The following is a 20,804-nucleotide window of genomic DNA, read 5'->3' as shown; positions in this document are numbered from 1 at the left end:
ACTCGCTTCGGGACGAATCCAGCTTAGGACATCCGATTCACCGCGCGTAAGCGGACGAACGACAAGGGTGACTTTCTCCGCCCGTTCAGCCGAGTGCCGCTGTCGCGGTTTCCACGCCGAGCCAGCGTTCCGCCTTCATCCCCACCGCCCGTGCACCGTCCACATTGGACTGACGGTCATCGAAGAACAGGCAGTCGGCCGGTTCGGCGCCGAGTTCGCCGAGCAGGATCCGGTAGATCTTCGCGTCGGGTTTCAGGCAGCCGAGATCGCCGGAAAAGAGCTTCACGCGGAACAGGCGCGCCCATTCCTGCTCGCGGACCCAGCGTCCGAAGGTCGACGACGCGTTGGAAAGCAGCGCGAGCGCGGCGCCCGCCTCGTGCAGGCCCTCCAGCAGCTCGATCACCGCCGGTTCCAGATGCGTCCAGCCGGTGACGTCGACGCGGGTCAGTTCCTCGGCGAACGCCTTGTCGACGGGAACGTCCAGCGCGCGGCCGATGCTCTGCCAGTACTCGAGGTCCGAGCCGCCCGAGTCGTAGCGGACCCGCTCGGCCCAGTAGTGCGGCTCGAAGTCGGCGAGTTCGAGGTCGAAGGCCTTGGCGAGGGCCGGCAGCGCGTCGGTGTGCTCGCTGATGACGTCGCCGTAGTCGAAGACGATCCAGTTCATGTTCAGCCCCCGGTCTTGACGCGGTGAAGGGTTTCTTCGATGTCGGCCGCCGACAGGTCGCGGTGCACCACGAACCGGATCCGGCCCGAGCTGGGCAGCGTCCGGATCCCCAGCCGCGCCAGCCACGCCAGCCTGCCGACGAGGTCGGGCGCGGTGACCTGCACGATGTTGGTCTCGGGGGTGTTGACCTCCCAGCCGTGCTCGGCGAACCCGGCCGCGAGCCGGGTCGCGTTCTCGTGGGTCTCGGCCAGATCGCCGACGCGGTCCAGCGCGACCAGGCAGGCCGCGGCCAGCACGCCTGCCTGGCGGACACCGCCGCCGAGCATCTGGCGCATCCGCCGTGCCTCCTCGACGAACTCCGGGCTGCCCGCCACGACCGAGCCGACGGGCGCGCCGAGGCCCTTGGAGAAGCAGGCCGAAACGGTGTCGACGCCGACGGTGAGGGCCGCGGGCGGGATGCCCAGCGCGACCGCCGCGTGCCAGATCCGGGCGCCGTCGAGGTGCACGGTCAGTCCCGCCTCTTTCGCCACCGCGACCAGCTGGGCGTGTTCTTCGGGCGGGGTGATCGCGCCGCCTGCCGTGTTGTGCGTGTTCTCCAGGCACAGCAGCGGGGTGCGCAGCGCGTAGTACGGCCCGCGCGGGAGGCCGATCGCGGCCGAAAGGGTTTCCGGTTTCGGGCGTCCGGGTCCGGCGTCGTGCTCCAGCGGTTCCGGCATGCCGCCGGCGAGCCAGGCGGCGGAACCGAGTTCGTCGGTGATCACGTGCGCGCCGCGCGGCGCGAGGAACCGGTCGCCGCGCTGGAGGTGGAGGCTCAGCGCGATCAGGTTCGCCATGGTCCCGGTCGGCGTCCAGAGCGCGGCGGGCATGCCGAGAAGTTTCGCGGCGCGCTGTTCCAGTGCGCCGACGGTGGGATCGCCGTCGAGGACGTTGTCGCCGACCTCGGCTTTCGCCATGGCCTGGCGCATGACGTCGTCCGGCCGGGTCACGGTGTCGGAGCGGAAATCGATCGTCGAGGTCACGGTACGATCACATCACATCGTCCGGCCCGCCACGAACCTCCTCCCCGGCTGGTCCGCCGCGCCCGCTCATGCAACCGTGGACGCCCCCGGTTCCGTCCTACCCACCGACGAGGCAAGAGCGGAGACAACAACCGCGTGAACCAGCGCGACGAACAAGAGTTCGCGGAGTACTTCGCCGCGAAGCGGGACTCCGTGCGCAGGACCGCGTACATGCTTTGCGGTGACTGGCATCGCGCGGACGACCTCGCGCAGACGGCGTTCGTCGCGCTGCACCGGAGGTGGAAGAAGATCAGGGAACGGGCGGCGACCGACGCCTACCTGCGGAAGACGCTGGTCAGGGCGGCCATCGACGAGTCGAGGCGGCCGTGGCGGCGGGAGTGGCAGACCGAAGAGCTGCCCGAACCGCCGCAGGACGGCTTCGACCTCGGCGAACAGGTCGTCACCAGGGAAGACCTGCTGACCGCGTTGCGCGAAGTGCCCCCGAAACAGCGGGCTGTGCTGGTGCTGCGGTTCTTCGAGGGGCTGGACGTCGGCGCGGCGGCGAAGGCGCTCGGCTGTAGCGAAGGAAACGTGAAAAGCCAGACAGCGCGCGGGCTGACGAACCTCAGGCAGGTCATGGAGAAGGAGGAGGTGGCACGGGATGGACGAGAATGACCTGAAGGCGTTGTTCCGTGACGCCCCCGGTGACACGCCGTCGCCGAGCTTCGACACCGCCGACGTCGTCCGCGCCTCCCACCGCGCCACCGCACGGCGTCGCAACGGTATCGCCGTGGCCTGTAGTGCACTGGTTTTGGTCCTCGCCGGAGTGGGCATGTTCGGCGTGCTCGGCGGAACCGACATGGGCGGCTCGGCCAAATCCGACAACGAGGCCGCTTCCGCGGGGCAACCCGGGGCGGCCTCCGCACGTCCTCTGGACAGCGGGGAGTCCTCGAACTTCTCGAACCCGCCGCCTCAGCAGGGGGGCGGCGGTCCAGAGAAGACCGGCCAGATGACGGCCGAAGGCACCTTCGGGTGCGACCAGGTGGATCGGGAGCTCGCCACCGCCCTCGCTGGCGAGCTCCCGGTCCCCGTGGATGTCGCCAAGTCGACGCCCGGCGACATCTGTACGACGGGAGCCAGGTCCGCGGGGTTCCAGGTGCCGGGCGGCACGGTTTCCGCCGCGGTCTTCCCGGTGGGTTCGTCCGTCCCGGTGACGCCCACCGGCGCGGCCAGCGCGCGGCGGACCACGGCCAAGGGATCGCTGGTGGTCGTGGTCAGTCTCGGTGACGGCTCGGGCAGGCCCGCGTTCCCCGATTCCGACGTCGACCGGTTCGCCGGTGTGCTCGCGGCCCGCTACTGAGCGCGCCTGGCAAAATGACCCGTCATGACAGCCGCAGCGACAACGCCGAAGGGTGAGCGACGGCGCGCCGAGCTCATCGAGGCCGCCGCGTCGCTGCTGGCCGAGGGCGGTTTCGACGCCGTGCGTCATCGTGCGGTGGCCGAACGCGCGGGATTGCCGCTGGCCTCGACGACGTATTACTTCGACTCGCTCGAAGAGCTCGTCACCGCCGCCGTGGAACATCACGCGAAACTGGAGCTGGAGACCGGGCGGCGCCGTCTCGACGAGCTGGCGACCCGTAACCGTGGTGTCGAGGCCACCGTCGACCTGGTGCTGGACATGCTCCTCGGCTCGCTTCGCCCCGATCGCGAGGCTGACGCCGAAGCGGTCCTCCTGCGCTACGAACGTCTCGTGGGGACAGGCCGCCGTCCGTATCTTCGGCCCCTGATGCGGACGCTGTCCGCGCAGCTGTACGAACTGCTCCACGAGATCTTCGCGCGCTCCGGCACCCCGGTGGACGCCACCGAACTGGAGCGACTGGTCGCCCTGGTCGACGGCGCGGTGGTCAACGCGCTGATCGAGGTCGACCCGGAGCCCCGGGCCGCCGCCGCCCGGATGCTTCAGGCCGCCCTCACCTGAGGCCCCTCCCGCAATTCGTCCTCTAGTTGCGGTAGTTCGTGTCGCCAACTACCGCAACTAGAGGACGACTTGCGGGGAGGGCGATCCCGGCCGGTTAGGCTGGCCGCGTGACGGACAAGCCCCGCATCCCCAACGTGCTCGCCGGCCGCTACGCCTCGCCTGAGCTGGTCGAACTGTGGTCCCCGGAACGCAAGGTAGTGCTGGAGCGCGAGCTCTGGCTCGCCGTGCTCCGGGCGCAGGCCGACCTCGGCGTCGCGGTTCCCGAAGGGGTCGTCGCGGACTACGAGCGGGTGCTGGAGCAGGTCGATCTCGACTCGATCGCCGCCCGCGAGCGGGTCACCCGTCATGACGTGAAGGCCCGAATCGAGGAGTTCAACGCGCTCGCCGGGCACGAGCACGTGCACAAGGGCATGACGTCCCGCGACCTCACCGAGAACGTCGAGCAGCTGCAGGTGCGGCGCTCGCTGGAACTGGTCCGCGGCCGCGTCGGCGCGGTGCTGGCCCGGCTCGCCGCGATCGCGGTCGAACACTCCGACACGGTGATGGCGGGCCGCTCGCACAACGTCGCCGCGCAGGCGACGACGCTGGGCAAGCGGTTCGCCACCGCCGCCGACGAACTGCTCGTCGCCTTCGAACGGCTCGATGAGCTGATCGGCCGCTATCCGCTGCGCGGCATCAAGGGCCCGGTCGGCACCGCGCAGGACATGCTCGACCTGCTCGGCGACGAGTCCACTTTGGACGAACTGGAGTCGCGGGTCGCGGCCCACCTCGGCTTCGAGCGGGTGTTCACCAGCGTCGGCCAGGTGTACCCGCGGTCGCTCGACTTCGACGTGCTGTCCGCCGTGGTCCAGCTGGCCGCGGCGCCGTCGAGTCTGGCGAAGACGATCCGCCTGATGGCGGGCCACGAGCTGGTCACCGAGGGCTTCAAACCCGGCCAGGTCGGCTCGTCGGCCATGCCGCACAAGATGAACACGCGTTCGTGCGAGCGGGTCAACGGGCTCGCCGTTGTGCTGCGCGGCTACCTGTCGATGATCGGCGAACTCGCCGGCGACCAGTGGAACGAAGGCGACGTCTCCGACTCGGTCGTCCGCCGTGTCGCGCTGCCCGACGCGTTCTTCGCACTCGACGGCCTGCTGGAGACCTTCCTCACGGTGCTGGCCGAGTTCGGGGCCTTCCCGGCGGTCATTTCGCGTGAGCTCGATCGCTATTTGCCGTTCCTCGCGACCACCAAGGTGCTCATGGCCTCGGTCCGCGCGGGGGTCGGGCGTGAAACCGCTCACGAGGCGATCAAGGAGAACGCCGTCGGCGTCGCGCTCGCGATGCGGGAGCAGGGGCTGGCGGAGAACGACCTCCTCGACCGGCTCGCCGCCGACGAGCGCATCCCGCTCGACCGCGGTGAGCTGGACAAACTCCTCGCCGACCGGATCTCGTTCACCGGTGTGGCACCGCGTCAGGTGGCCGCGATCGCGTCGCGCGTCGAGGCGGTTCTGGAGCGCTTCCCGGAGGCCGCGGCGTATTCGCCCGCTCCGATTCTCTGACCAGCGGGTCCGCCCCGTGGTGACCAGAGCCTCGGTGACCACGGTCTCCGGTGACCAAGGTCTCTCGATCCCTTGAAGTCGCGCGTTTGGGCCGCCAGGCCCCGGGATCACGATGGCAGGGCGCCCTTAAGCCTCCGTGACCTGCAGGTCCACGAGGGGCGCCCTGGCAGGGTGCTCCCGGTCGCGCGATATCAAATACTGAGACGAAGTTACTCGATCGGGTGAAATGCCTAATCTCGATCGCTGAACCCGGAGCGCCAGGCCGCCCATGAGGCGGCCTGGCGTGCTTGTATCGCGCCTTGGCGCCGAAACCCACGGAAGAAGCGATGAGATCCACGCTGTCTAAAATCGTCGCCCTCGTCACGGCGGGAGCGGCCACCCTCGCCCTCGCGGCCTGCGGGTCCGGTGACACCGCCGCGACCGGCCAGAAGCTGCGCGTCGGCACCCTGACCGACGCGCCGCCGTCCATCTACCTGGAGAACGGCAACTTCACCGGTTACGACAACGAGCTGCTCCGCGACATCGCGAAGCGCGAGGGCTTCGAGGTCGAGTTCGTCGGCACCGAGTTCGCCGGTCTGCTGGCCGCCGTCGCCACCACCAAGTTCGACATCGGCAGCTCCACGATCTCCACCACCGAGGCCCGCAAGAAGACCGTCGCGTTCAGCAACGGCTACTCCACCGGGTTCACCACGATCGTCACCAAGAAGGGCGCGAGCCTCAAGGACGTCGCCTCCTTCAGCGGCAAGCGGCTCGGTGTCGTGCAGGCGTCGGTGCAGGACGATTTCGCCACCGGCAAGGTCCCCGGCGCCAACGTCGTCCGCTTCCCCGACTACAACGCCGGTTTCGCCCAGCTGAAGGCCGGCGGTCTCGACGGCTGGGTCGTGCCGAAGGACATCGGGCACAAGTACCTCGATCAGAACCCGGACGTGCCGCTGGATTTCGGCTACACCGTCGAGACCAAGGACACGCCGTCCGCGTTCGCCGTCCGCAAGGACAACAAGGACCTGCTGAAGAAGCTCAACGACGGCCTCGCGAAGGCCGTGGCGGACGGCACCGTCGCCCGCCTGCACGCTCAGTTCTTCAAGAACGAGCCGCTGCCGAAGGAACTCGAGCAGGGCGGCCCCGGCCTGCCCGTCCAGAACCCGGGGGTCTGAAAACCATGAAGAAAACCCTGATCGCGACGATCGCCGCGGGTCTCGTCGCCGTCCTCGCCGCCTGCGGTGGCGGGGACGCCGCCGCCGACAAGACCCTCCGCGTCGGCACCCTGAGCGACGCGCCGCCGAACATCTACGTCGAGAACGGCAACTACACCGGCTTCGACAACGAACTGCTGAAGGCCATCGCCGCGCACCAGAATCTGAAGCTCGAGTTCGCCTCGACCGACTTCTCGTCGCTGCTGGGCCAGGTCGCGAACAACCAGTTCGACATCGGCTCGTCGGCCATCGCGCAGACCGACGAGCGCAAGAAGAACGTCGACTTCTCCAGCCCGTACAACTTCGAAGTGATGAGCATCCAGACCAAGGACGGCTCGCCGATCACCGAGGAGAAGGCGTTGTCGGGCAAGCGGGTCGCGGTCATCCAGGCGACCGTCGGCGACAAGTGGCTCACCTCGACCGTTCCCGACGCGCAGGCCGTGCGGTTCCCGGGTTACGCCCCGGCGCTGGCCGCGCTCAAGAGTGGCGCCGTCGACGCCTACGTCCTCGACCAGGCGATCGCGGAGACGAACGTCAAGGACAGCACCGACACGAAGCTCAAGGTCGTGAAGTCCTTCACCACCGACGTGCCCCACGGTTTCGCGGTGAAGAAGGGCAACGCCGAGCTGCTCACCAAGATCAACGACGGCCTGAAGCAGGTCATCGCCGACGGCACCTGGGTCAAGCTGCACGAGAAGTTCCTGCCGACGGCTCCGGTGCCGGACCAGTTCAAGGCGTGAGGATCACGATGAAGAAGTCATTCGCCGCCGCCGTCAGCGCTGCTCTCCTGGCGGTGCTGGCGGCGTGCGGCGGCGGTGAGGACGCCGGGGCGCGCACCTTGCGCGTCGGTACCCTCAGCGACTCGAAACCCAACGCCTATCAGGAAAACGGCGTGTTCACCGGGTTCGACAACGAGTTGCTGAAGGCCATCGCCGCACACCAGAACCTGAAACTCGAGTTCGTCTCCACGGAGTTCTCGGCACTGCTCGGCCAGGTCGCCACCGGCAAGTTCGACATCGGCAGCTCGGGGATCTCCCAGACCGACGAACGCCGGAAGACCGTCGACTTCTCGGCGCCGTACAACTACCAGTCGCTCGGCATCGAGACCCGCGAAGGCGTCGGCATCACCGACGAGAACTCCCTGGCGGGCAAGCGGATCGGCGTCGTCCAGGGGACCGTGTCGGACAGCTGGCTGGCGTCGAACGCGCCTGCCGCGCAGGCCGTGAAGTTCCCGCAGGACGCCGCCACCCTGGCCGCGCTGAAGTCCGGCGCCATCGACGGCGCGATCTTCGACCAGGCGACCGCCGAGGACTACGCGGCGAAGAACCCGGACGCGAAACTGAAGGTGGTCAAGGCGATCGCCACGACCATCCCGCACGGGTTCGCGGTGAAGAAGGGCAACACCGAACTCGCGGGTAAGATCAACGAGGGGCTCAAGGCGGTCATCGCCGACGGGACCTGGGAAAAGGTGCACCAGCGGTTCGAACCGAACGCGCCGGTGCCCGCCGACTTCAAGGCCGGGCAGCGATAACGTGAACGACTTCTTCACCACCTTCCTGAACTGGGACTACATCTGGGAAGTATTCCCGGACCTGCTCGAGACCGGGCTGCTGAACACGCTGATCATGTCGGTGTTCTCGGCGCTGATCGGCACCGTGCTCGGCATGCTGCTGGCCACGATGGGCCTGTCCACCAAGGCGTGGCTGCGCTGGCCCGCCAGGGTGTACACCGACATCTTCCGCGGGCTGCCCGCGATCCTGACCATCCTGGTGATCGGGCAGGGCGGCGGGATCCTCATCCCGTCGATGGCGAGGAACACCTACCCGCTGGGCATTCTGGCGCTCAGCCTGATCGCGGCCGCCTATATCGGCGAGATCTTCCGCGCCGGCATCCAGAGTGTCGAAAAAGGACAGATGGAGGCCAGCCGCGCGCTGGGCATGAGCTACCCCAAGGCGATGGCGCTCGTCGTCATCCCGCAGGGCGTGCGGCGCGTACTGCCCGCGCTGGTGAACCAGTTCATCGCGCTGATCAAGGACTCCAGCCTGGTGTACTTCCTCGGTTTCCTCGCCGAGCAGCGCGACCTGTTCCGCATCGGGCAGGACCTCGCGGCCAACACCGGGAACCTGTCACCGCTGGTCGCGGCCGGGTTCGTCTATCTCGTGATCACCGTGCCGCTGACCCACCTGGTCAACTACATCGACAAGAAGCTGCGCACCGGCAGGAAGGTCCGCGCTGACGAGGACGGTGGCGACCTGGAACTCCTGAACGCCGGAAAGGTGCCGATGTCATGACCGCAGCCGTGCGTTCGTCGAGTGTCGAACTCCGCGACATCCATGTCTCCTTCGGCACCCTCGAAGTGCTCAAGGGCGTCGACCTCAAGGTCGAGAAGGGCCGTACGACCTGCATCATCGGGCCGTCCGGCTCCGGCAAGTCGACGCTGCTGCGTTGTGTGAACCGCTTGCAGGAGCCCGACTCGGGCGACCTGCTGCTGGGTGGCGAGAGCGTCATCTCCGCCGACCCGGACGCGCTGCGCCAGCGGGTCGGGATGGTGTTCCAGCACTTCAACCTGTTCGGCCACCGCAGTGTGCTGGACAACATCACGCTGCCGCTGCGCAGCGTGCGGAAGCTCCGCAAGGAGGAGGCGGCCGAAATCGCGCACGCCCGCCTCGCCGAGGTCGGCCTCGCCGACAAGGCGCCGTACCGGCCGAGCGCGCTCTCGGGCGGGCAGCAGCAGCGGGTGGCGATCGCGCGGGCACTCGCGATGGAACCCGAGGTCATGCTGTTCGACGAGGCCACCAGCGCGCTCGACCCGGAACTGGTCAAGGGGGTCCTCACCCTGATGGCGGGCCTCGCCGAACGCGGGCTGACGCTGCTCGTGGTCACGCACGAGATGGGCTTCGCGCGCGGCGTCGCGGACGAGGTCGCGTTCATGGACGACGGGAAGATCGTCGAACATGACGCTCCGGAGGCGATCTTCGACGCTCCGCAGAGCGAGCGGTTGCAGCGGTTCCTCTCCCAAGTGCTCTGAGCCGGGCGGTGTGCGTTGGGGTCGTGAGTGGCGATTCGGGTTAGAGAGGGATGGGGCAAACGTGTCGCGAAAGCCACTTTCGGGACACCAGGCGTCGCGAAAGTGGCTTTCGCGACACGCCACCTCTACTTGCTCCTCAACTCGCTAATCTGCGGCTATGGCGAGAGTCGCGAAGCTGGTCTATTACCCGGTCAAGGGCTGCGCGGGGACGTCGGTCGAAACGGCCGACGTCACCCCGGCCGGCCTCAGGTTCGACCGTGCCTGGATGGTCGTGTCGGCCGACGGCGGGTTCCGCAGCCAGCGGAAGCATCCGGTGATGGCCTCGATCCGGTCCGAGGTGCTCGACGAGGGCGCCCGCCTGCGGCTCTCCGCTCCCGGCGTCGAAGACCTGCTGGTCGAGACGGTCCCGGACGGGCCGCGGCATCCGGCGTCGACGTTCACCTGGCAGGGCAAGGGCGTCCACCAGGGTGCCGAGGCCGCCGAGTGGTTCTCCGATGTCCTCGGACTGCCCTCGGTGTTTATCGGGCTCGCGCCGGAGCACGAGCGCGTCACCGACGGCGAGATCCCCGGCACCGCCGCCTTCGCCGACGCGCACGCGATCCTGCTGACGTCCGAGTCCTCTTTGGATGGTCTGAACGAGCGCATCGCGTCGCGGGGCGCCGAGGCCGTGCCGATGGACCGGTTCCGGCCCAACGTCGTCGTCGCGGGCTGGCTCCAGGCGCACCGGGAGGACGACGTCCGTTCGCTCACCGTCGGCGGCGTGGGGCTGGGTTACGCCAAGGTCTGCGTCCGCTGCACGGTGCCGATGGTCGATCAGGAGACCGGCGAGAAGGCCGGTCCGGAGCCGATCCGGTCGCTCGCGGACTACCGCCGCGAGCCCGAGGGCGGTGTCTCGTTCGGGATCAAGATGGCGGTGACCGGGCCGGGTCAGCTGGCCGTCGGCGACGAGGTGATCGTGCACTCCATGGCGGGTCCGAGCCCGAGCACCGACGCGGCGGAGCCGCCGTTCACCGCGACGGCGAGCCGCCCCGCGGAATCGGTGTAGAGCACGTTCTTCCCCGGCGGCACGGTGCCGAAGGTGTCGCCGACCAAAGCCTTCACCAGCACGTGCTCACTGCTGACCGAGACCGTGCCGGACAGTCCGGCCAGTTCGAGGTCGGCCGGGCTCGCGGCGAGCTGGACGTTGCCGAAATGGTCGACCGTGAGCACCTCGGCCACCAGCTTGCCGGGGAACACCGCGACGAACGGCTCCGGCAGCCGCACGAGGTTTTCGACGCGCGGTCCGAAACTCTCCGGTGGGACGCCGAGCGCGAGATGCGCCGCCGCCGGGGCGAACACGTCGCGACCGTGGAACGTCGAAGACGTCACCGGAAGGCGGTATTCCGGGGCCACGAGTTCGTACGCGGCTATCACCCCGCTGAGTGTTTCGGCGGCTGGAATGAGGAGTCCGTTGTCCGGGCCGACGAGGATTCCGCGTTCGGTGACCACCACGACGCCCCGCCGCGACGTGCCGACGCCAGGGTCCACGACGGCGAGATGGACGCCCTCCGGCAGGTACGGCACGGTCTGCGCCAAGACCTCGGCGCCGGTCCTGACCTGCTGCGGAGGGATCCCGTGGCTCACGTCGATCAGCCGGACGGACGGCGCGATCCGGGCGATCACCCCGTGGCAAGCGGCCACGAAACCGTCGCACAGTCCGTAGTCGGTCGTGAACGAGACGCAGTGGATCGGCATGATCAGCCATCATCCTTGATCGCTAGGGTGCAGCCGTGACGACGCTCGAATACCCGAAGATCGCCGCCGGCAAGGTCCGTGAGCTTTACGCCGTCGATGACGAGCATCTGCTGCTCGTCACTTCGGACCGGATCTCCGCCTACGACGTCATCTTCACCACGCCCATCCCCGACAAGGGGCGGGTGCTCACCGCGATGAGCGTGTTCTGGTTCTCCCGGCTCTCCGATGTCCTCCCCAACCATCTGGTCTCCTACGACGACGAACGCATCCCCGCCGAGGTCCGCGGCCGGGCGCTGCTGGTGCGGCGGCTGGCGATGCTGCCGCTCGAAGCCGTCGCCCGCGGTTATCTCACCGGCACCGGCCTAGCCGATTATCGCGCTCGCGGCACGGTCTGCGGGGTCGAACTTCCTCCCGGCCTGACCGAGTCCTCCCGGCTCCCCGAACCCATCTTCACCCCCGCCACCAAGGCCGATCGCGGTTCGCACGACGAGAACATCGACTTCTCCGACGTCGTCGGGCAGCTCGGGCGGAAGCGGGCCGAGGAGGTCCGCGAGGCGACGCTGGCGGTGTATCGCCGCGGCGCGGAGCTCGCCGCCGAACGCGGTCTGCTGCTCGCGGACACCAAACTCGAATTCGGCGTCGACTCCGGCGGGAACCTCGTCCTCGCCGACGAGGTCCTCACCCCGGATTCGTCCCGCTACTGGCCGGCGAGCGGTTACCCGGCAGGCAGCCCGCGGCCGTCGTTCGACAAGCAGCCGCTGCGAGACTGGCTCACCGGTCCGTTGTCGGGCTGGCACCGGCTCGAGAGACCGGAGCCGCCACCGCTGCCCGACGAGATCGTCGCCGCCACCAGGGCGAGGTACATCGACGCGTACGAACGCATCACCGGCTGTTCGCTGGAGGATTGGCCCGCCTGACCAGCGGCGTTCACTCCGTCGTCAGTCCGGCGCAAGGCCGGTCTGGCCCACTGGGCGGTGTGGACGCACGTTTGCTGGTTTCCCTGTCCGGCGTGACCACCCGGACGTTGCACCGCTGTGCCGACCTCGCGGCCGAGCTGGACCGGCGCAAGGTCCCGTTGTCCGTGCTCTACGCCGCTCGCACCGGCGAGGGCCCGGTGACCGAGTGGGTACGGACACGCCGCGCTCGCGGCGATTCCGTCCTCCTCCACGGATACGACCATCGGATCACCCCCACCCACCGCGCCGTCTACCTGGGCAAACGCGCCGAATTCGCGACGCTGCCCGCGCACGAGGCGCGGCTGCGGCTGATCGCGGCGAAGGCGGCGCTCGACACCACCGGCATGGCCGTCGACGGCTTCGCGCCACCGCGCTGGATCGCGTCGGAGGGCACCGTGCAGGCCCTGCGCGAGCACGGGTTCACCCTGTGCGCGGACCTGGTCTCGGTGCGGGACCTGGTGACCGGCCAGGTCCGGCGTGCGCGGGTCCAGGAGTTCAGCGGGCCGTCGCAGCGGACGGAGACCGTCCGGTGCTTCGCGCTGGTGCTGGCCGCCGCCAGGGCCGCGCGCCGCGGCGGGCTCGTGCGGCTCGGCATCGACGCCGCGGACCTCGCCCGGCCGGGGCTGCGGCAGGCGTTCCTCGACGCTGTCGACGTCTCGCTGGAGAACCGCGCCTTCGGGACCACCTACGGCTCGCTGCGGACTCCCATCAAACCCGGACCCCGCCCCACCGCCGCCCTCAACTGACAGGCTTCGCCTGGCTGATCACAATTCAACGGGTTCGCCGACGTTCAAGACCTTGACCTCGGTGCCTTCCGGGGCGAGGTTGGCGAACAGGCCGTAGTGCATCTGCGGCCGCGCGAGGACGGCTTCGTGGATCGGGACGGCGAGGCGCGGCGAGACCGCACGCAGGTAGTCGACGGCTTCGCCGGCCTTGAGCCACGGAGCGCCGGTGGGCAGGCCGAGGACGTCGATCTTCTGCTCCGGCACGAAGAACGAGTCGCCAGGGTGGTAGAACGCGCCGTGGTCGACGATGTAGCCGACGTTGGGGATCGCGGGGATCTCCTCGTGGATGATCGCGTGCTCGCCGCCGACGACGTTGACGCCGCTGGAGCCGACGTCGAAGGCGTCGCCGGGATTCGCGATCCGGAACTCGGCGCCGATGTTCCGCACGGCCTCGGCGGAGCCCGGGTCGACGATCAGCCGCGCGCCGGGGTTCGCCTCCAGCAGCGCGGGCAGCCTGTCCGCGTCGAGGTGGTCGAAATGCTGGTGGGTGATCAAGATGGCGTCCAGCTCCCGCTCACCTTCGAAACCCACCGAGAAGGCGCCGGGGTCGATCAGGATTCGCGCGCCCTCGGTCTCCAGAAGGGTGCAAGCGTGTCCAAAGTGGACGATACGCATCGGGGTTCTCCTTCGCGGTAGGTCATTTCCAGCCTATGCCCGGAGCAGAGCGTCGCCAAGTTCGGTGCGCAGATAGCGCACTTCGCGGCCGCGTCGCCGGGTTTCGAGCAGGCCCGCCGCGCGCATCGCGGTCAAATGCGCGGAGATCGTCGGCGCCGAGAAGCCCAGCCTGCGCGCCAGTTCGGTGGTGCTCGCGGGTTCGTTGAGCGTCGTGAGCAGGGTCGCCTTCGTGCGTCCGAGCACCCCGGCGAGCGCGCCGGACGGGCGTGCGGGATCCGACCAGAGCTCGGCGACACCGCGGGCCGGGTAGAGCAGCGACGGTTGCCAAGGTTCCATCGTGATCACCCCGACCGAAGGCCACGCGAAGACGCCGGGGATCAGCAGCAGACCGCGGCGATCGAGGTGGACCCGGCCGCGTTCCTTCATCTCGATCACCAGGACGTCGCCGACGAGCCGCACTCGTGGGTGAATGTCCTCCAGTACCAACGCGATGCCGCCGTCGGCAAGGCGTCGCGAGCGCTCCTCGATGTCGGCGACGAGGAAGCGGCGCATCCGCGGCCAATGCGGCTCGACCAGTTCGGTCCAGGCGATGCCCATCTGGTCGGCGAGCAGATCCCTTGCCTCGGCGGGGTCTTCGGGAAGTCCGCTCAGGTCAGCGTCTACTTTGGACAGTTCATGAGCGACCTGGCCCGGTGGTGTCCGGCGGATTTCGGCGAGCTGGGCGGCCGCGGTGGTCTCCGGTCCGCTCGGCGGCGGGCTGAGGAAGTCGGTGATGTAGTGCCGCGCGCTCATCACCTTGGCGAAGTCCGTGATGGGCAGGTGCGGCAGCTTCGCGGCGGCCTCGCGCAGCCACGGCAGATGGCTCGGATGCCCACGGCGGCCGAGCAGGGTCTGCATCGCGCCCATGGTCTCGTCGAGCGGGGAGATGCCGAAGCGAACGCGGTTGGCGCTCTCGGCGGTCAGGACCAGCTCGATCATCAGATTAGGCTATACGCTAATCAATGGTCCTCGCGAGGATGTGTTCGGCAGGGTCTCCTGGCATGACCTTGCTCCGCAATTCCGGGTATTGGCGCTGGTCGGTGGGGGTACAGCTGAACCGGCTGCCCGCCACGATGGCGCCGCTGGCCTTCACCGTGCTGACCACCGCGACGACCGGTTCGTACCGGCTCGGCGGCGTCATGATGGCCGTGTTCGTCGGCGCCGAAATGGTCGGCGCCGTGCCGACCGGACGGCTGCTCGACCGCGTCGGCCCAGCACGCGGCCTCGTCGGGATGCTCCTGCTGGTCGCTCTCGGCTTGTTCGTGCTGGCCGCGGTCGCTTCCGCCGGTGCTCCGGACCTGGTCCTGCTCGCGCTGGCGATCCCGCCCGGCCTGGTCGCGGGCGGCCTGAACGGCGGCTTCCGGACGCTGCTCGCCGGAACGGTGACCGAGGAGGAACTGCCCCGTGCCGTTTCGGTCGACGCGATGATCCTCGAAGGCGTCATCGTCGGCGGACCGCTGCTGGTGGCGCTCCTGGCGACGTCCGGCCCGGCCGTCCCCGTCCTCGCGATGGCCACCGTCGCCCTGCTCGCGGCCCTGCTGGTTCCGAAGCGTGCCGCCGCTCCCGGTCCACAAAGGACTGGCGAGCGCCAGTCCATCCCGGTCGCCGCTTGCGTCCCCTGGCTGATGGGGTTGTTCACCGTCGGTCTGCTGCTGTCGACCATCGAGGTCGGACTGCTGCCGCTCGTGCAGCGCCTCGGGGCCCCCGATTCGGCGACGGCGATCGTCATCGTCGCGCTGTGCGCCGCCAGCATCACCGGGAGCGCCCTGTACGCGGCGCGGGGGAAGGTCGGTGATCCGCGGCTGTTCCTGGCCGGTTTCGTGCTCGGCGGGATCGTGGTGTCGCTGGGTCTCGGCTGGGCCGGGCTGCTCGGCGGGGTCGCGCTGATCGGGCTCTGCACCGGTCCGCTGATGGCCGTTTCGTCGGTCAACCTGCAGAAACTGCTCCCGGAACGCCGCCGGGCCGAGGGGTTCTCGCTGGCTTTCACCGTGCAGGCGTCGGGGTTCGGACTGGGCTCGCTGGCGATCGGGGCGCTGCCGGTGTGGCTGTGCCCGCTCCTCGGTGTCCTTGCCGCCCTTGTCTCCTGTGTAATGCTGGTACGACACCCCAGGCGAGCTATTGGCACGCCGTCAGTAACGTCGTAGCCTGGGCTTTGAGCCGAGACACGGGAGAAGTCGATGACCGCAGTCCAGCCGAAGCCGACCGCCCACAGCGTGGGGGAGACCTTCGATTCCCTCAGCCCGGCGACCGACGAGGTCGTCGGTACCTACCCGGTGCACACCACCGACGACGTCCGCGCCGCTGTCGCCCGCGCGAGGGACGCCGCCGAATGGTGGGCCGCGCTCGGCTTCGACGGTCGCGCGGAGCGCCTGCGCCGCTGGAAGGGCGTCATCACCCGGCGGCTGCCGCAGCTGTGCCAGGTGGTGCGCGACGAGACCGGCAAGCCGATCGCCGACGCGCAGCTGGAGAGCGTTCTCGCCATCGAGCACATCGCGTGGGCAGGCAAGAACGCGCGCAAGATCCTCGGCAAGCAGCGTCGCGCGGCCGGGCTGATGATGTCGAACCAGGCGGCCACGGTCGAGTACCAGCCGCTCGGCGTCGTCGGCGTGATCGGCCCGTGGAACTACCCCGTGTTCACCCCGCTCGGCTCCATCGCCTACGCGCTCGCCGCGGGCAACACCGTCGTCTTCAAGCCGAGCGAGTACACGCCGGGCGTGGGGAAATGGCTGGTCGACGCCTTCGACGAGGTCGTCCCGGAGTGGCCCGTGCTCCAGTTGATCACCGGTTTCGGTGAGACCGGCGCGTCGCTCGTCGGCGCCAACGTGGACAAGATCGCCTTCACCGGGTCGACCGGAACGGGCAAGAAGATCATGGCCGCGGCCGCCGAAACGCTGACGCCGGTGATCATCGAGGCGGGCGGCAAGGACGCGGTCCTGGTCGACGCGGACGCCGACCTCGAGGCCGCCGCCGACGCGACCGTGTGGGGAGCGTTCTCCAACTCGGGCCAGACCTGCATCGGCGTCGAGCGCGTGTACGTCCACGAGCGCGTGCACGACGAGTTCGTCGCGAAGGTCGTCGCAAAGGCGAAGGACGTGCGGGCCGGCTCGGACGCTGAGGCCCAGTACGGCCCGGTGACCATGCCTTCACAGCTCGCGGTGATCAAGCGGCACATCGCGGACGCCCTCGAACGCGGCGGCAAGGCGCTGGTCGGCGGTGTCGACGCGGTCGGCGACCGCTACGTGCAGCCGACGGTGCTCGTCGACGTGCCGGAGGACTCCTCGGCGGTCAAGGAGGAGACGTTCGGCCCGACCGTCACGATCGCCAAGGTCCGCGACATGGACGAGGCCGTCGACAAGGCCAACGACACCAAGTACGGCCTCGGCTCGACGGTGTTCTCGAAGTCGCGTGGCCTCGAACTCGCCGCCCGCCTGCGCACCGGCATGACGTCGATCAACGCGCCGCTCTCCTTCGCCGGTATCGCTTCGCTGCCCTTCGGCGGCGTCGGCGACTCGGGCTTCGGCCGGATCCACGGCCCGGAGGGCCTGCGCGAGTTCGCCAGGCCGAAGGCCGTCGCGCGCCAGCGTTTCACCGCGCCGATCGTGCTGACCTCGTTCTCTCGCAAGGAAAAGACCGACGCCCTGGTGGCGAAGCTGATCACCGTCCTGCACGGAAAACGCTGATCGGTCAACCCGGCGTGTTATGAACGGACCGTTTATAACAAAATCTGTTATGAACGGTCCGTTCATAACACGCGCGAGGGCGTGAAAGGGAACGTCACGCGCCCCGGATGAGGTCCGCGGCCTTCTCCGCGACCATGATCGTCGGCGCGTTCGTGTTCCCGCGCGGCACCACCGGCATCACCGACGCGTCCACCACCCGCAGCCCCTCCACTCCGCGCACCTTCAGCGACGGGTCGACGACGGCGTTCTCGCCCGTCCCCATCGAACAGGTCCCCACGGGGTGGTACAGCGTCTGCGTCTTCTCGCGCACGTAATCGGCCAGTTCGGTGTCGGTCAGGTCGTGGCGCTCCGGCAGGAACGGCTTGTCCAGATAGCGTGCCAGCGGCCCGGACTTCCCGATCTCGACCAGGGCACGCAGGCCCGCAAGCATCTTCTCCATGTCCACGGGCTCGGCGTAGTAGGCCGGGTCGATCTCGGGCTTCCACAAGGGATTCCCCGACTTCAGCCGCAGACGGCCCCGGCTCGCGACATCCACGAGCGTCGCCGCCGACGTGAAGCCAGGCACCGTCGGCTCGCGCATCCCGTTGTCGTAGAACAACGTCGGTGCGACGTGGATCTGCATGTCCGGCGGGGAAACACCGTCCGCGGCGGGGAAGAACGCGCCCGCCTCGCCGATGTTCGAGGCCAGCGGGCCGCGTTTGGTGAGCTGGTAGCGCACCAGGCCGCCCGGCGTCGCGGCGTCCACCAGGTCGGTGGTGCCGCGGGTCGACCAGATGATCCCGCAGGCCGGGTGGTCGTGCAGGTTGTCGCCGACGCCGGGAAGACCGGCCACGACGTCGATCCCGTGCTCTCGCAGGTGTTCCGCCGGGCCGACACCGGAAAGCATCAACAGCTGCGGTGAGTTCACCGCGCCACCGCTGAGCAGGACCTCGGTGGACGCACGAACCGTCGTCTCGGCGCCTTTGTCCAAATAGGACACGCCGACCGCGCGGGTGCCTTCGAAGACGACGCGTTTCGCCTGGGCGTTCGTCCGCACGGTGAGGTTCGGGCGCGTCAGCGCGGGCCGCAGGTACGCGTCGGCGGTCGACCAGCGGCGCCCCTTCTTGCACGTCACCTGGTAGACGCCGGCGCCGTCCTGTGACTCGCCGTTGAAGTCGTCGGTGCGCTTGAGGCCCCATGCGACCGCGGAATCCACCCAGGCCTCGGAAAGCTCGTGGGTGAAACGGCGGTCCTCGACGTTCAGCGGCCCGTCGATGCCGTGCAGTGGCCCGCCGAGCCGCTGGTTTCCTTCCGCCCGTTTGAAATACGGCAGGACGTCGTCGAAACCCCAGCCCTCGGCACCGTGCCCGTCACGCCAGCCGTCGTAGTCCGCGCGGTTGCCGCGGATGTAGATCATCGCGTTGATCGACGAACACCCGCCGAGCGTCTTCCCGCGCGGCCAGTACAGGGACTGGCCGGTGTGCTTCTGCTCGACCGTCTCGTAGTTCCAGTCGAACTTCGTCTTGAACAGCCCGGGGAACGCGGCCGGGATGTGGATCTCGTCGGCGTCGTCCTCGCCGCCCGCTTCGAGCAGGAGGACCCGTGCTGACGGATCCTCGCTCAGCCGGTTCGCCAGCACGCATCCCGCGCTGCCCGCGCCGACGATGACGTAGTCGAAGGAGTCCTGATCGGCCACGGTGCCTCCTGCTGCTGCTCACCCGGTGTTGACGCTCCGCCAATGGGCCCATCTTGGCCCAGCGCGGCGCTCCGAGCATCCCCCAGTCGAAGGACCGGGGCGAGCTCAGTCGGAGTCGGGTGAAAAAGAGGCCACGCAGGGGCCGCCTTCGGCGCCGTCCTCGGTCTCGACCCGCCCTGGGTTCCGCACGCCGTCCACGAGACCGGAGAGATGCAGGATCGTCTGCTCGGCGGTGGTCAGCACGTCGGTCTTCTCGACGGTGTACCTCGCCTCGTCGTGGATGATCTGTTGCACGCCGTCGCGGGTCGTGGCGGGCACTTCCCCGCACAGCACGGACAACGCGGCCGGGATGTCGCGCGCGTTGATCGCGTCGACGAACCTGGTCCCCGCCTCCTCGCCGGTCTTCACGGCGGGCCGGGGCGCGGGCTTCGTGTCGATGCCCGGCAGTGGCTCGGGCTCGCCGCCGACCTTGGCGTCGCGCACGCACCAGCCGCCCTCGCCGGGGATCATCGCGATCCCGACGGTCACTCCCGCGGCGGTGAACGCGGCCGAGTACTCCTGTTCCGCACGCTGGTGCGCGGGCGTGCTGAGCTGTGCGCCCGCGGAGACGCCCATGGTCTGCTCGAAGCTGTACGACCGCTTCGACCGGATGTCGCACCAGAGCTGACTCACGCGGTTTTCAACGACGCCGTTCACGAACGACTGGCTCAGCTGCTCCGGTGTCGCACGGGAGGTCGTGTCGGGTTCCGTCTTGAAGAACCCCGGCGTCACGAAGCCGGTGAACGCGACACCGCCCGCGATCAGGACGAAGACCAGCGTCAGCATGATCCAGAGCCAGGTCTTCGGCTTCCTCGGCGGCGCGTACTGCCCGTAGGTCATGCGTCAACCGTAGTGAAGTAGGCTCGGGCGGTACCCACGACCTGCGTGAATAAGGAGCAGCCTGCCGTGGCCCGAGTCGTTGTCGACGTCATGCCCAAGCCCGAAATCCTCGACCCGCAGGGGCAGGCCGCGCTCGGCGCGGCCGGTCGTCTCGGCTTCACCGGGATCGGTGAGATCCGCCAGGGCAAGCACTTCGAGATCGAGGTCGACGACTCCGTCGACGATGCGACGCTCGAGAAGATCGCCGAGGGCTTCCTCGCGAACCCGGTGATCGAGCAGTGGACCATCAAGCGGGTCGACGCGTGAGCGCCCGGATCGGGGTCATCACCTTCCCCGGCACACTGGACGACGGCGACGCGGCCCGCGCGGCCCGCTACGCCGACGCCGAAGCCGTGCCGCTGTGGCACGCCGACGAGGACCTCAAGGGCGTCGACGCCGTCGTCGTCCCCGGTGGCTTCTCCTACGGCGACTACCTGCGCGCCGGCGTCATCGCCCGCTTCGCGCCGGTGATGTCGTCGGTGATCGAGGCCGCCCACAAGGGCATGCCGGTGCTGGGCATCTGCAACGGCTTCCAGATCCTGTGCGAGGCCGGGCTGCTGCCGGGCGCGATGATCCGCAACGCGGGCCTGCACTTCATCTGCCGTGACCAGTGGCTGCGCGTCGAGAACAACGACACCGCGTGGACCACCCGGTACGAGAAAGACGCCGAGATCCTCATCCCGATGAAGAACATCGACGGCTGCTTCGTCGCCGAACAGGCCACCCTCGACGAGCTGGAGGGTGAGGGTCGCGTGGTGTTCCGCTATGTCGGCGGCAACCCGAACGGCTCGCGCAACGACATCGCCGGAATCCGCAGCGAGAACGGCCGCGTGGTCGGGCTCATGCCGCATCCGGAGCACGCCATCGACGCCCTCACCGGGCCTTCCGATGACGGTCTCGGCATGTTCTACAGCGCCGTGGACGCCCTCGTTTCCGCTTGAGCGCGTGTTATAAACGGTCCGTTCATAACAAATCCTGTTATGAACGGACCGTTCATAACACT

General features: G+C 68.8%; 23 protein-coding genes. 16 read left to right on the top strand and 7 right to left on the bottom strand.

The window, feature by feature from the left end:
• Positions 1-85: 85 nt before the first annotated feature.
• Both BS329_RS05920 and BS329_RS05915 read right to left on the bottom strand, forming a co-directional pair.
• A complete protein-coding gene (locus BS329_RS05920; RefSeq protein ID WP_076156263.1) occupies positions 86-664 on the bottom strand; it encodes an HAD family hydrolase in 579 nt (192 codons plus the stop codon).
• Positions 665-666: 2 nt separating this feature from the next.
• Positions 667-1,683, bottom strand: a complete 1,017-nt coding sequence (locus BS329_RS05915) for a threonine aldolase family protein (protein WP_076156261.1) — start codon at positions 1,681-1,683, stop codon at positions 667-669.
• A 135-nt stretch (positions 1,684-1,818) separates the two neighbouring features.
• On the opposite strand from BS329_RS05915, the gene BS329_RS05910 reads away from it, so the two are divergent.
• The 10 genes from BS329_RS05910 to BS329_RS05865 all read left to right on the top strand — a co-directional run bounded on the left by BS329_RS05910 (position 1,819) and on the right by BS329_RS05865 (position 10,444).
• Entirely contained in the window at positions 1,819-2,337 is a 519-nt protein-coding gene (locus tag BS329_RS05910; RefSeq protein ID WP_076156259.1) for a SigE family RNA polymerase sigma factor, read from the top strand.
• Positions 2,324-3,022: a hypothetical protein gene (locus tag BS329_RS05905; RefSeq protein ID WP_076156258.1), complete on the top strand. Its 699-nt coding sequence runs from the start codon at positions 2,324-2,326 to the stop codon at positions 3,020-3,022. The genes BS329_RS05910 and BS329_RS05905 overlap by 14 nt, the downstream gene beginning before the upstream one ends.
• Before the next feature lie 24 nt (positions 3,023-3,046).
• Entirely contained in the window at positions 3,047-3,640 is a 594-nt protein-coding gene (locus BS329_RS05900; protein WP_076156256.1) for a TetR/AcrR family transcriptional regulator, read from the top strand.
• A gap of 107 nt (positions 3,641-3,747) precedes the next feature.
• Positions 3,748-5,178, top strand: a complete 1,431-nt coding sequence (purB, locus tag BS329_RS05895) for an adenylosuccinate lyase (protein WP_076156254.1) — start codon at positions 3,748-3,750, stop codon at positions 5,176-5,178.
• 326 nt (positions 5,179-5,504) lie between these two features.
• A complete protein-coding gene (locus BS329_RS05890) occupies positions 5,505-6,332 on the top strand; it encodes a substrate-binding periplasmic protein (RefSeq protein ID WP_084749399.1) in 828 nt (275 codons plus the stop codon).
• Between the two features lie 5 nt (positions 6,333-6,337).
• Entirely contained in the window at positions 6,338-7,111 is a 774-nt protein-coding gene (locus BS329_RS05885) for an ABC transporter substrate-binding protein (RefSeq protein ID WP_076156253.1), read from the top strand.
• An 8-nt stretch (positions 7,112-7,119) separates the two neighbouring features.
• Complete coding sequence (locus BS329_RS05880) at positions 7,120-7,902, top strand: ABC transporter substrate-binding protein (RefSeq protein ID WP_076156924.1); 783 nt, start codon at positions 7,120-7,122, stop codon at positions 7,900-7,902.
• Position 7,903: 1 nt separating this feature from the next.
• Entirely contained in the window at positions 7,904-8,662 is a 759-nt protein-coding gene (locus tag BS329_RS05875) for an amino acid ABC transporter permease (protein ID WP_076156251.1), read from the top strand.
• Positions 8,659-9,399, top strand: a complete 741-nt coding sequence (locus BS329_RS05870; RefSeq protein ID WP_076156249.1) for an amino acid ABC transporter ATP-binding protein — start codon at positions 8,659-8,661, stop codon at positions 9,397-9,399. The genes BS329_RS05875 and BS329_RS05870 overlap by 4 nt, the downstream gene beginning before the upstream one ends.
• Before the next feature lie 157 nt (positions 9,400-9,556).
• Positions 9,557-10,444: an MOSC domain-containing protein gene (locus BS329_RS05865; RefSeq protein ID WP_076156247.1), complete on the top strand. Its 888-nt coding sequence runs from the start codon at positions 9,557-9,559 to the stop codon at positions 10,442-10,444.
• Here the strand turns inward: BS329_RS05865 and BS329_RS05860 are convergent.
• The gene (locus BS329_RS05860) at positions 10,327-11,133 is read right to left on the bottom strand and encodes an SAM hydrolase/SAM-dependent halogenase family protein (protein ID WP_076156245.1); all 807 of its coding nucleotides are present in this window, start codon (positions 11,131-11,133) and stop codon (positions 10,327-10,329) included. The genes BS329_RS05865 and BS329_RS05860 overlap by 118 nt on opposite strands.
• Positions 11,134-11,168: 35 nt before the next feature.
• Between BS329_RS05860 and BS329_RS05855 the strand changes: the two genes are divergently transcribed.
• Together BS329_RS05855 and BS329_RS05850 are read left to right on the top strand one after the other, a co-directional pair.
• The gene (locus BS329_RS05855; protein WP_076156244.1) at positions 11,169-12,050 is read left to right on the top strand and encodes a phosphoribosylaminoimidazolesuccinocarboxamide synthase; all 882 of its coding nucleotides are present in this window, start codon (positions 11,169-11,171) and stop codon (positions 12,048-12,050) included.
• Between the two features lie 59 nt (positions 12,051-12,109).
• Complete coding sequence (locus BS329_RS05850) at positions 12,110-12,835, top strand: DUF2334 domain-containing protein (protein WP_208619152.1); 726 nt, start codon at positions 12,110-12,112, stop codon at positions 12,833-12,835.
• A gap of 18 nt (positions 12,836-12,853) precedes the next feature.
• Here BS329_RS05850 and BS329_RS05845 read toward each other — a convergent pair whose 3' ends face one another.
• Positions 12,854-13,489 (bottom strand): MBL fold metallo-hydrolase, encoded by a 636-nt coding sequence (locus BS329_RS05845; RefSeq protein ID WP_076156242.1) that lies wholly within the window; start codon positions 13,487-13,489, stop codon positions 12,854-12,856.
• Between the two features lie 33 nt (positions 13,490-13,522).
• Positions 13,523-14,467, bottom strand: a complete 945-nt coding sequence (locus tag BS329_RS05840) for an ArsR/SmtB family transcription factor (protein WP_076156241.1) — start codon at positions 14,465-14,467, stop codon at positions 13,523-13,525.
• A 62-nt stretch (positions 14,468-14,529) separates the two neighbouring features.
• Between BS329_RS05840 and BS329_RS05835 the strand changes: the two genes are divergently transcribed.
• Together BS329_RS05835 and BS329_RS05830 are read left to right on the top strand one after the other, a co-directional pair.
• Positions 14,530-15,672, top strand: coding sequence for an MFS transporter (locus tag BS329_RS05835; RefSeq protein WP_076156239.1), 1,143 nt, complete (start codon positions 14,530-14,532; stop codon positions 15,670-15,672).
• 33 nt (positions 15,673-15,705) lie between these two features.
• Positions 15,706-17,208 carry an aldehyde dehydrogenase family protein gene (locus BS329_RS05830; protein WP_076156237.1) on the top strand — a complete coding sequence of 501 codons (1,503 nt, stop codon included), beginning with the start codon at positions 15,706-15,708 and terminating at the stop codon, positions 17,206-17,208.
• A 94-nt stretch (positions 17,209-17,302) separates the two neighbouring features.
• Here BS329_RS05830 and BS329_RS05825 read toward each other — a convergent pair whose 3' ends face one another.
• Positions 17,303-18,883 carry a GMC family oxidoreductase gene (locus tag BS329_RS05825; RefSeq protein WP_076156236.1) on the bottom strand — a complete coding sequence of 527 codons (1,581 nt, stop codon included), beginning with the start codon at positions 18,881-18,883 and terminating at the stop codon, positions 17,303-17,305.
• A 105-nt stretch (positions 18,884-18,988) separates the two neighbouring features.
• Positions 18,989-19,762 (bottom strand): hypothetical protein, encoded by a 774-nt coding sequence (locus BS329_RS05820; protein ID WP_076156234.1) that lies wholly within the window; start codon positions 19,760-19,762, stop codon positions 18,989-18,991.
• A gap of 66 nt (positions 19,763-19,828) precedes the next feature.
• On the opposite strand from BS329_RS05820, the gene purS reads away from it, so the two are divergent.
• Positions 19,829-20,068 (top strand): phosphoribosylformylglycinamidine synthase subunit PurS, encoded by a 240-nt coding sequence (gene purS, locus BS329_RS05815; RefSeq protein WP_076156233.1) that lies wholly within the window; start codon positions 19,829-19,831, stop codon positions 20,066-20,068.
• Positions 20,065-20,742 (top strand): phosphoribosylformylglycinamidine synthase subunit PurQ, encoded by a 678-nt coding sequence (gene purQ / locus BS329_RS05810; protein WP_076156231.1) that lies wholly within the window; start codon positions 20,065-20,067, stop codon positions 20,740-20,742. Before purS ends, purQ begins: the two co-directional genes overlap by 4 nt.
• The last annotated feature ends 62 nt before the right edge of the window (positions 20,743-20,804 follow it).

The sequence above is a fragment of the Amycolatopsis coloradensis genome, assembly GCF_001953865.1.
Classification (GTDB): domain Bacteria; phylum Actinomycetota; class Actinomycetes; order Mycobacteriales; family Pseudonocardiaceae; genus Amycolatopsis; species Amycolatopsis coloradensis.
This window is presented reverse-complemented; position numbering and strand designations above follow the sequence as displayed.

Excerpts from the sequence above, each read along its gene's own strand:
- BS329_RS05920 (WP_076156263.1), bottom strand. The coding sequence starts at position 664 with ATGAACTGGATCGTCTTCGACTACGGCGACGTCATCAGCGAGCACACC.
- BS329_RS05905 (WP_076156258.1), top strand. The coding sequence starts at position 2,324 with ATGGACGAGAATGACCTGAAGGCGTTGTTCCGTGACGCCCCCGGTGAC.
- BS329_RS05900 (WP_076156256.1), top strand. The coding sequence starts at position 3,047 with ATGACAGCCGCAGCGACAACGCCGAAGGGTGAGCGACGGCGCGCCGAG.
- BS329_RS05890 (WP_084749399.1), top strand. The coding sequence starts at position 5,505 with ATGAGATCCACGCTGTCTAAAATCGTCGCCCTCGTCACGGCGGGAGCG.
- BS329_RS05885 (WP_076156253.1), top strand. The coding sequence starts at position 6,338 with ATGAAGAAAACCCTGATCGCGACGATCGCCGCGGGTCTCGTCGCCGTC.
- BS329_RS05880 (WP_076156924.1), top strand. The coding sequence starts at position 7,120 with ATGAAGAAGTCATTCGCCGCCGCCGTCAGCGCTGCTCTCCTGGCGGTG.
- BS329_RS05870 (WP_076156249.1), top strand. The coding sequence starts at position 8,659 with ATGACCGCAGCCGTGCGTTCGTCGAGTGTCGAACTCCGCGACATCCAT.
- BS329_RS05865 (WP_076156247.1), top strand. The coding sequence starts at position 9,557 with ATGGCGAGAGTCGCGAAGCTGGTCTATTACCCGGTCAAGGGCTGCGCG.
- BS329_RS05860 (WP_076156245.1), bottom strand. The coding sequence starts at position 11,133 with ATGCCGATCCACTGCGTCTCGTTCACGACCGACTACGGACTGTGCGAC.
- BS329_RS05845 (WP_076156242.1), bottom strand. The coding sequence starts at position 13,489 with ATGCGTATCGTCCACTTTGGACACGCTTGCACCCTTCTGGAGACCGAG.
- BS329_RS05840 (WP_076156241.1), bottom strand. The coding sequence starts at position 14,467 with ATGATCGAGCTGGTCCTGACCGCCGAGAGCGCCAACCGCGTTCGCTTC.
- BS329_RS05835 (WP_076156239.1), top strand. The coding sequence starts at position 14,530 with ATGACCTTGCTCCGCAATTCCGGGTATTGGCGCTGGTCGGTGGGGGTA.
- BS329_RS05830 (WP_076156237.1), top strand. The coding sequence starts at position 15,706 with ATGACCGCAGTCCAGCCGAAGCCGACCGCCCACAGCGTGGGGGAGACC.
- BS329_RS05820 (WP_076156234.1), bottom strand. The coding sequence starts at position 19,762 with ATGACCTACGGGCAGTACGCGCCGCCGAGGAAGCCGAAGACCTGGCTC.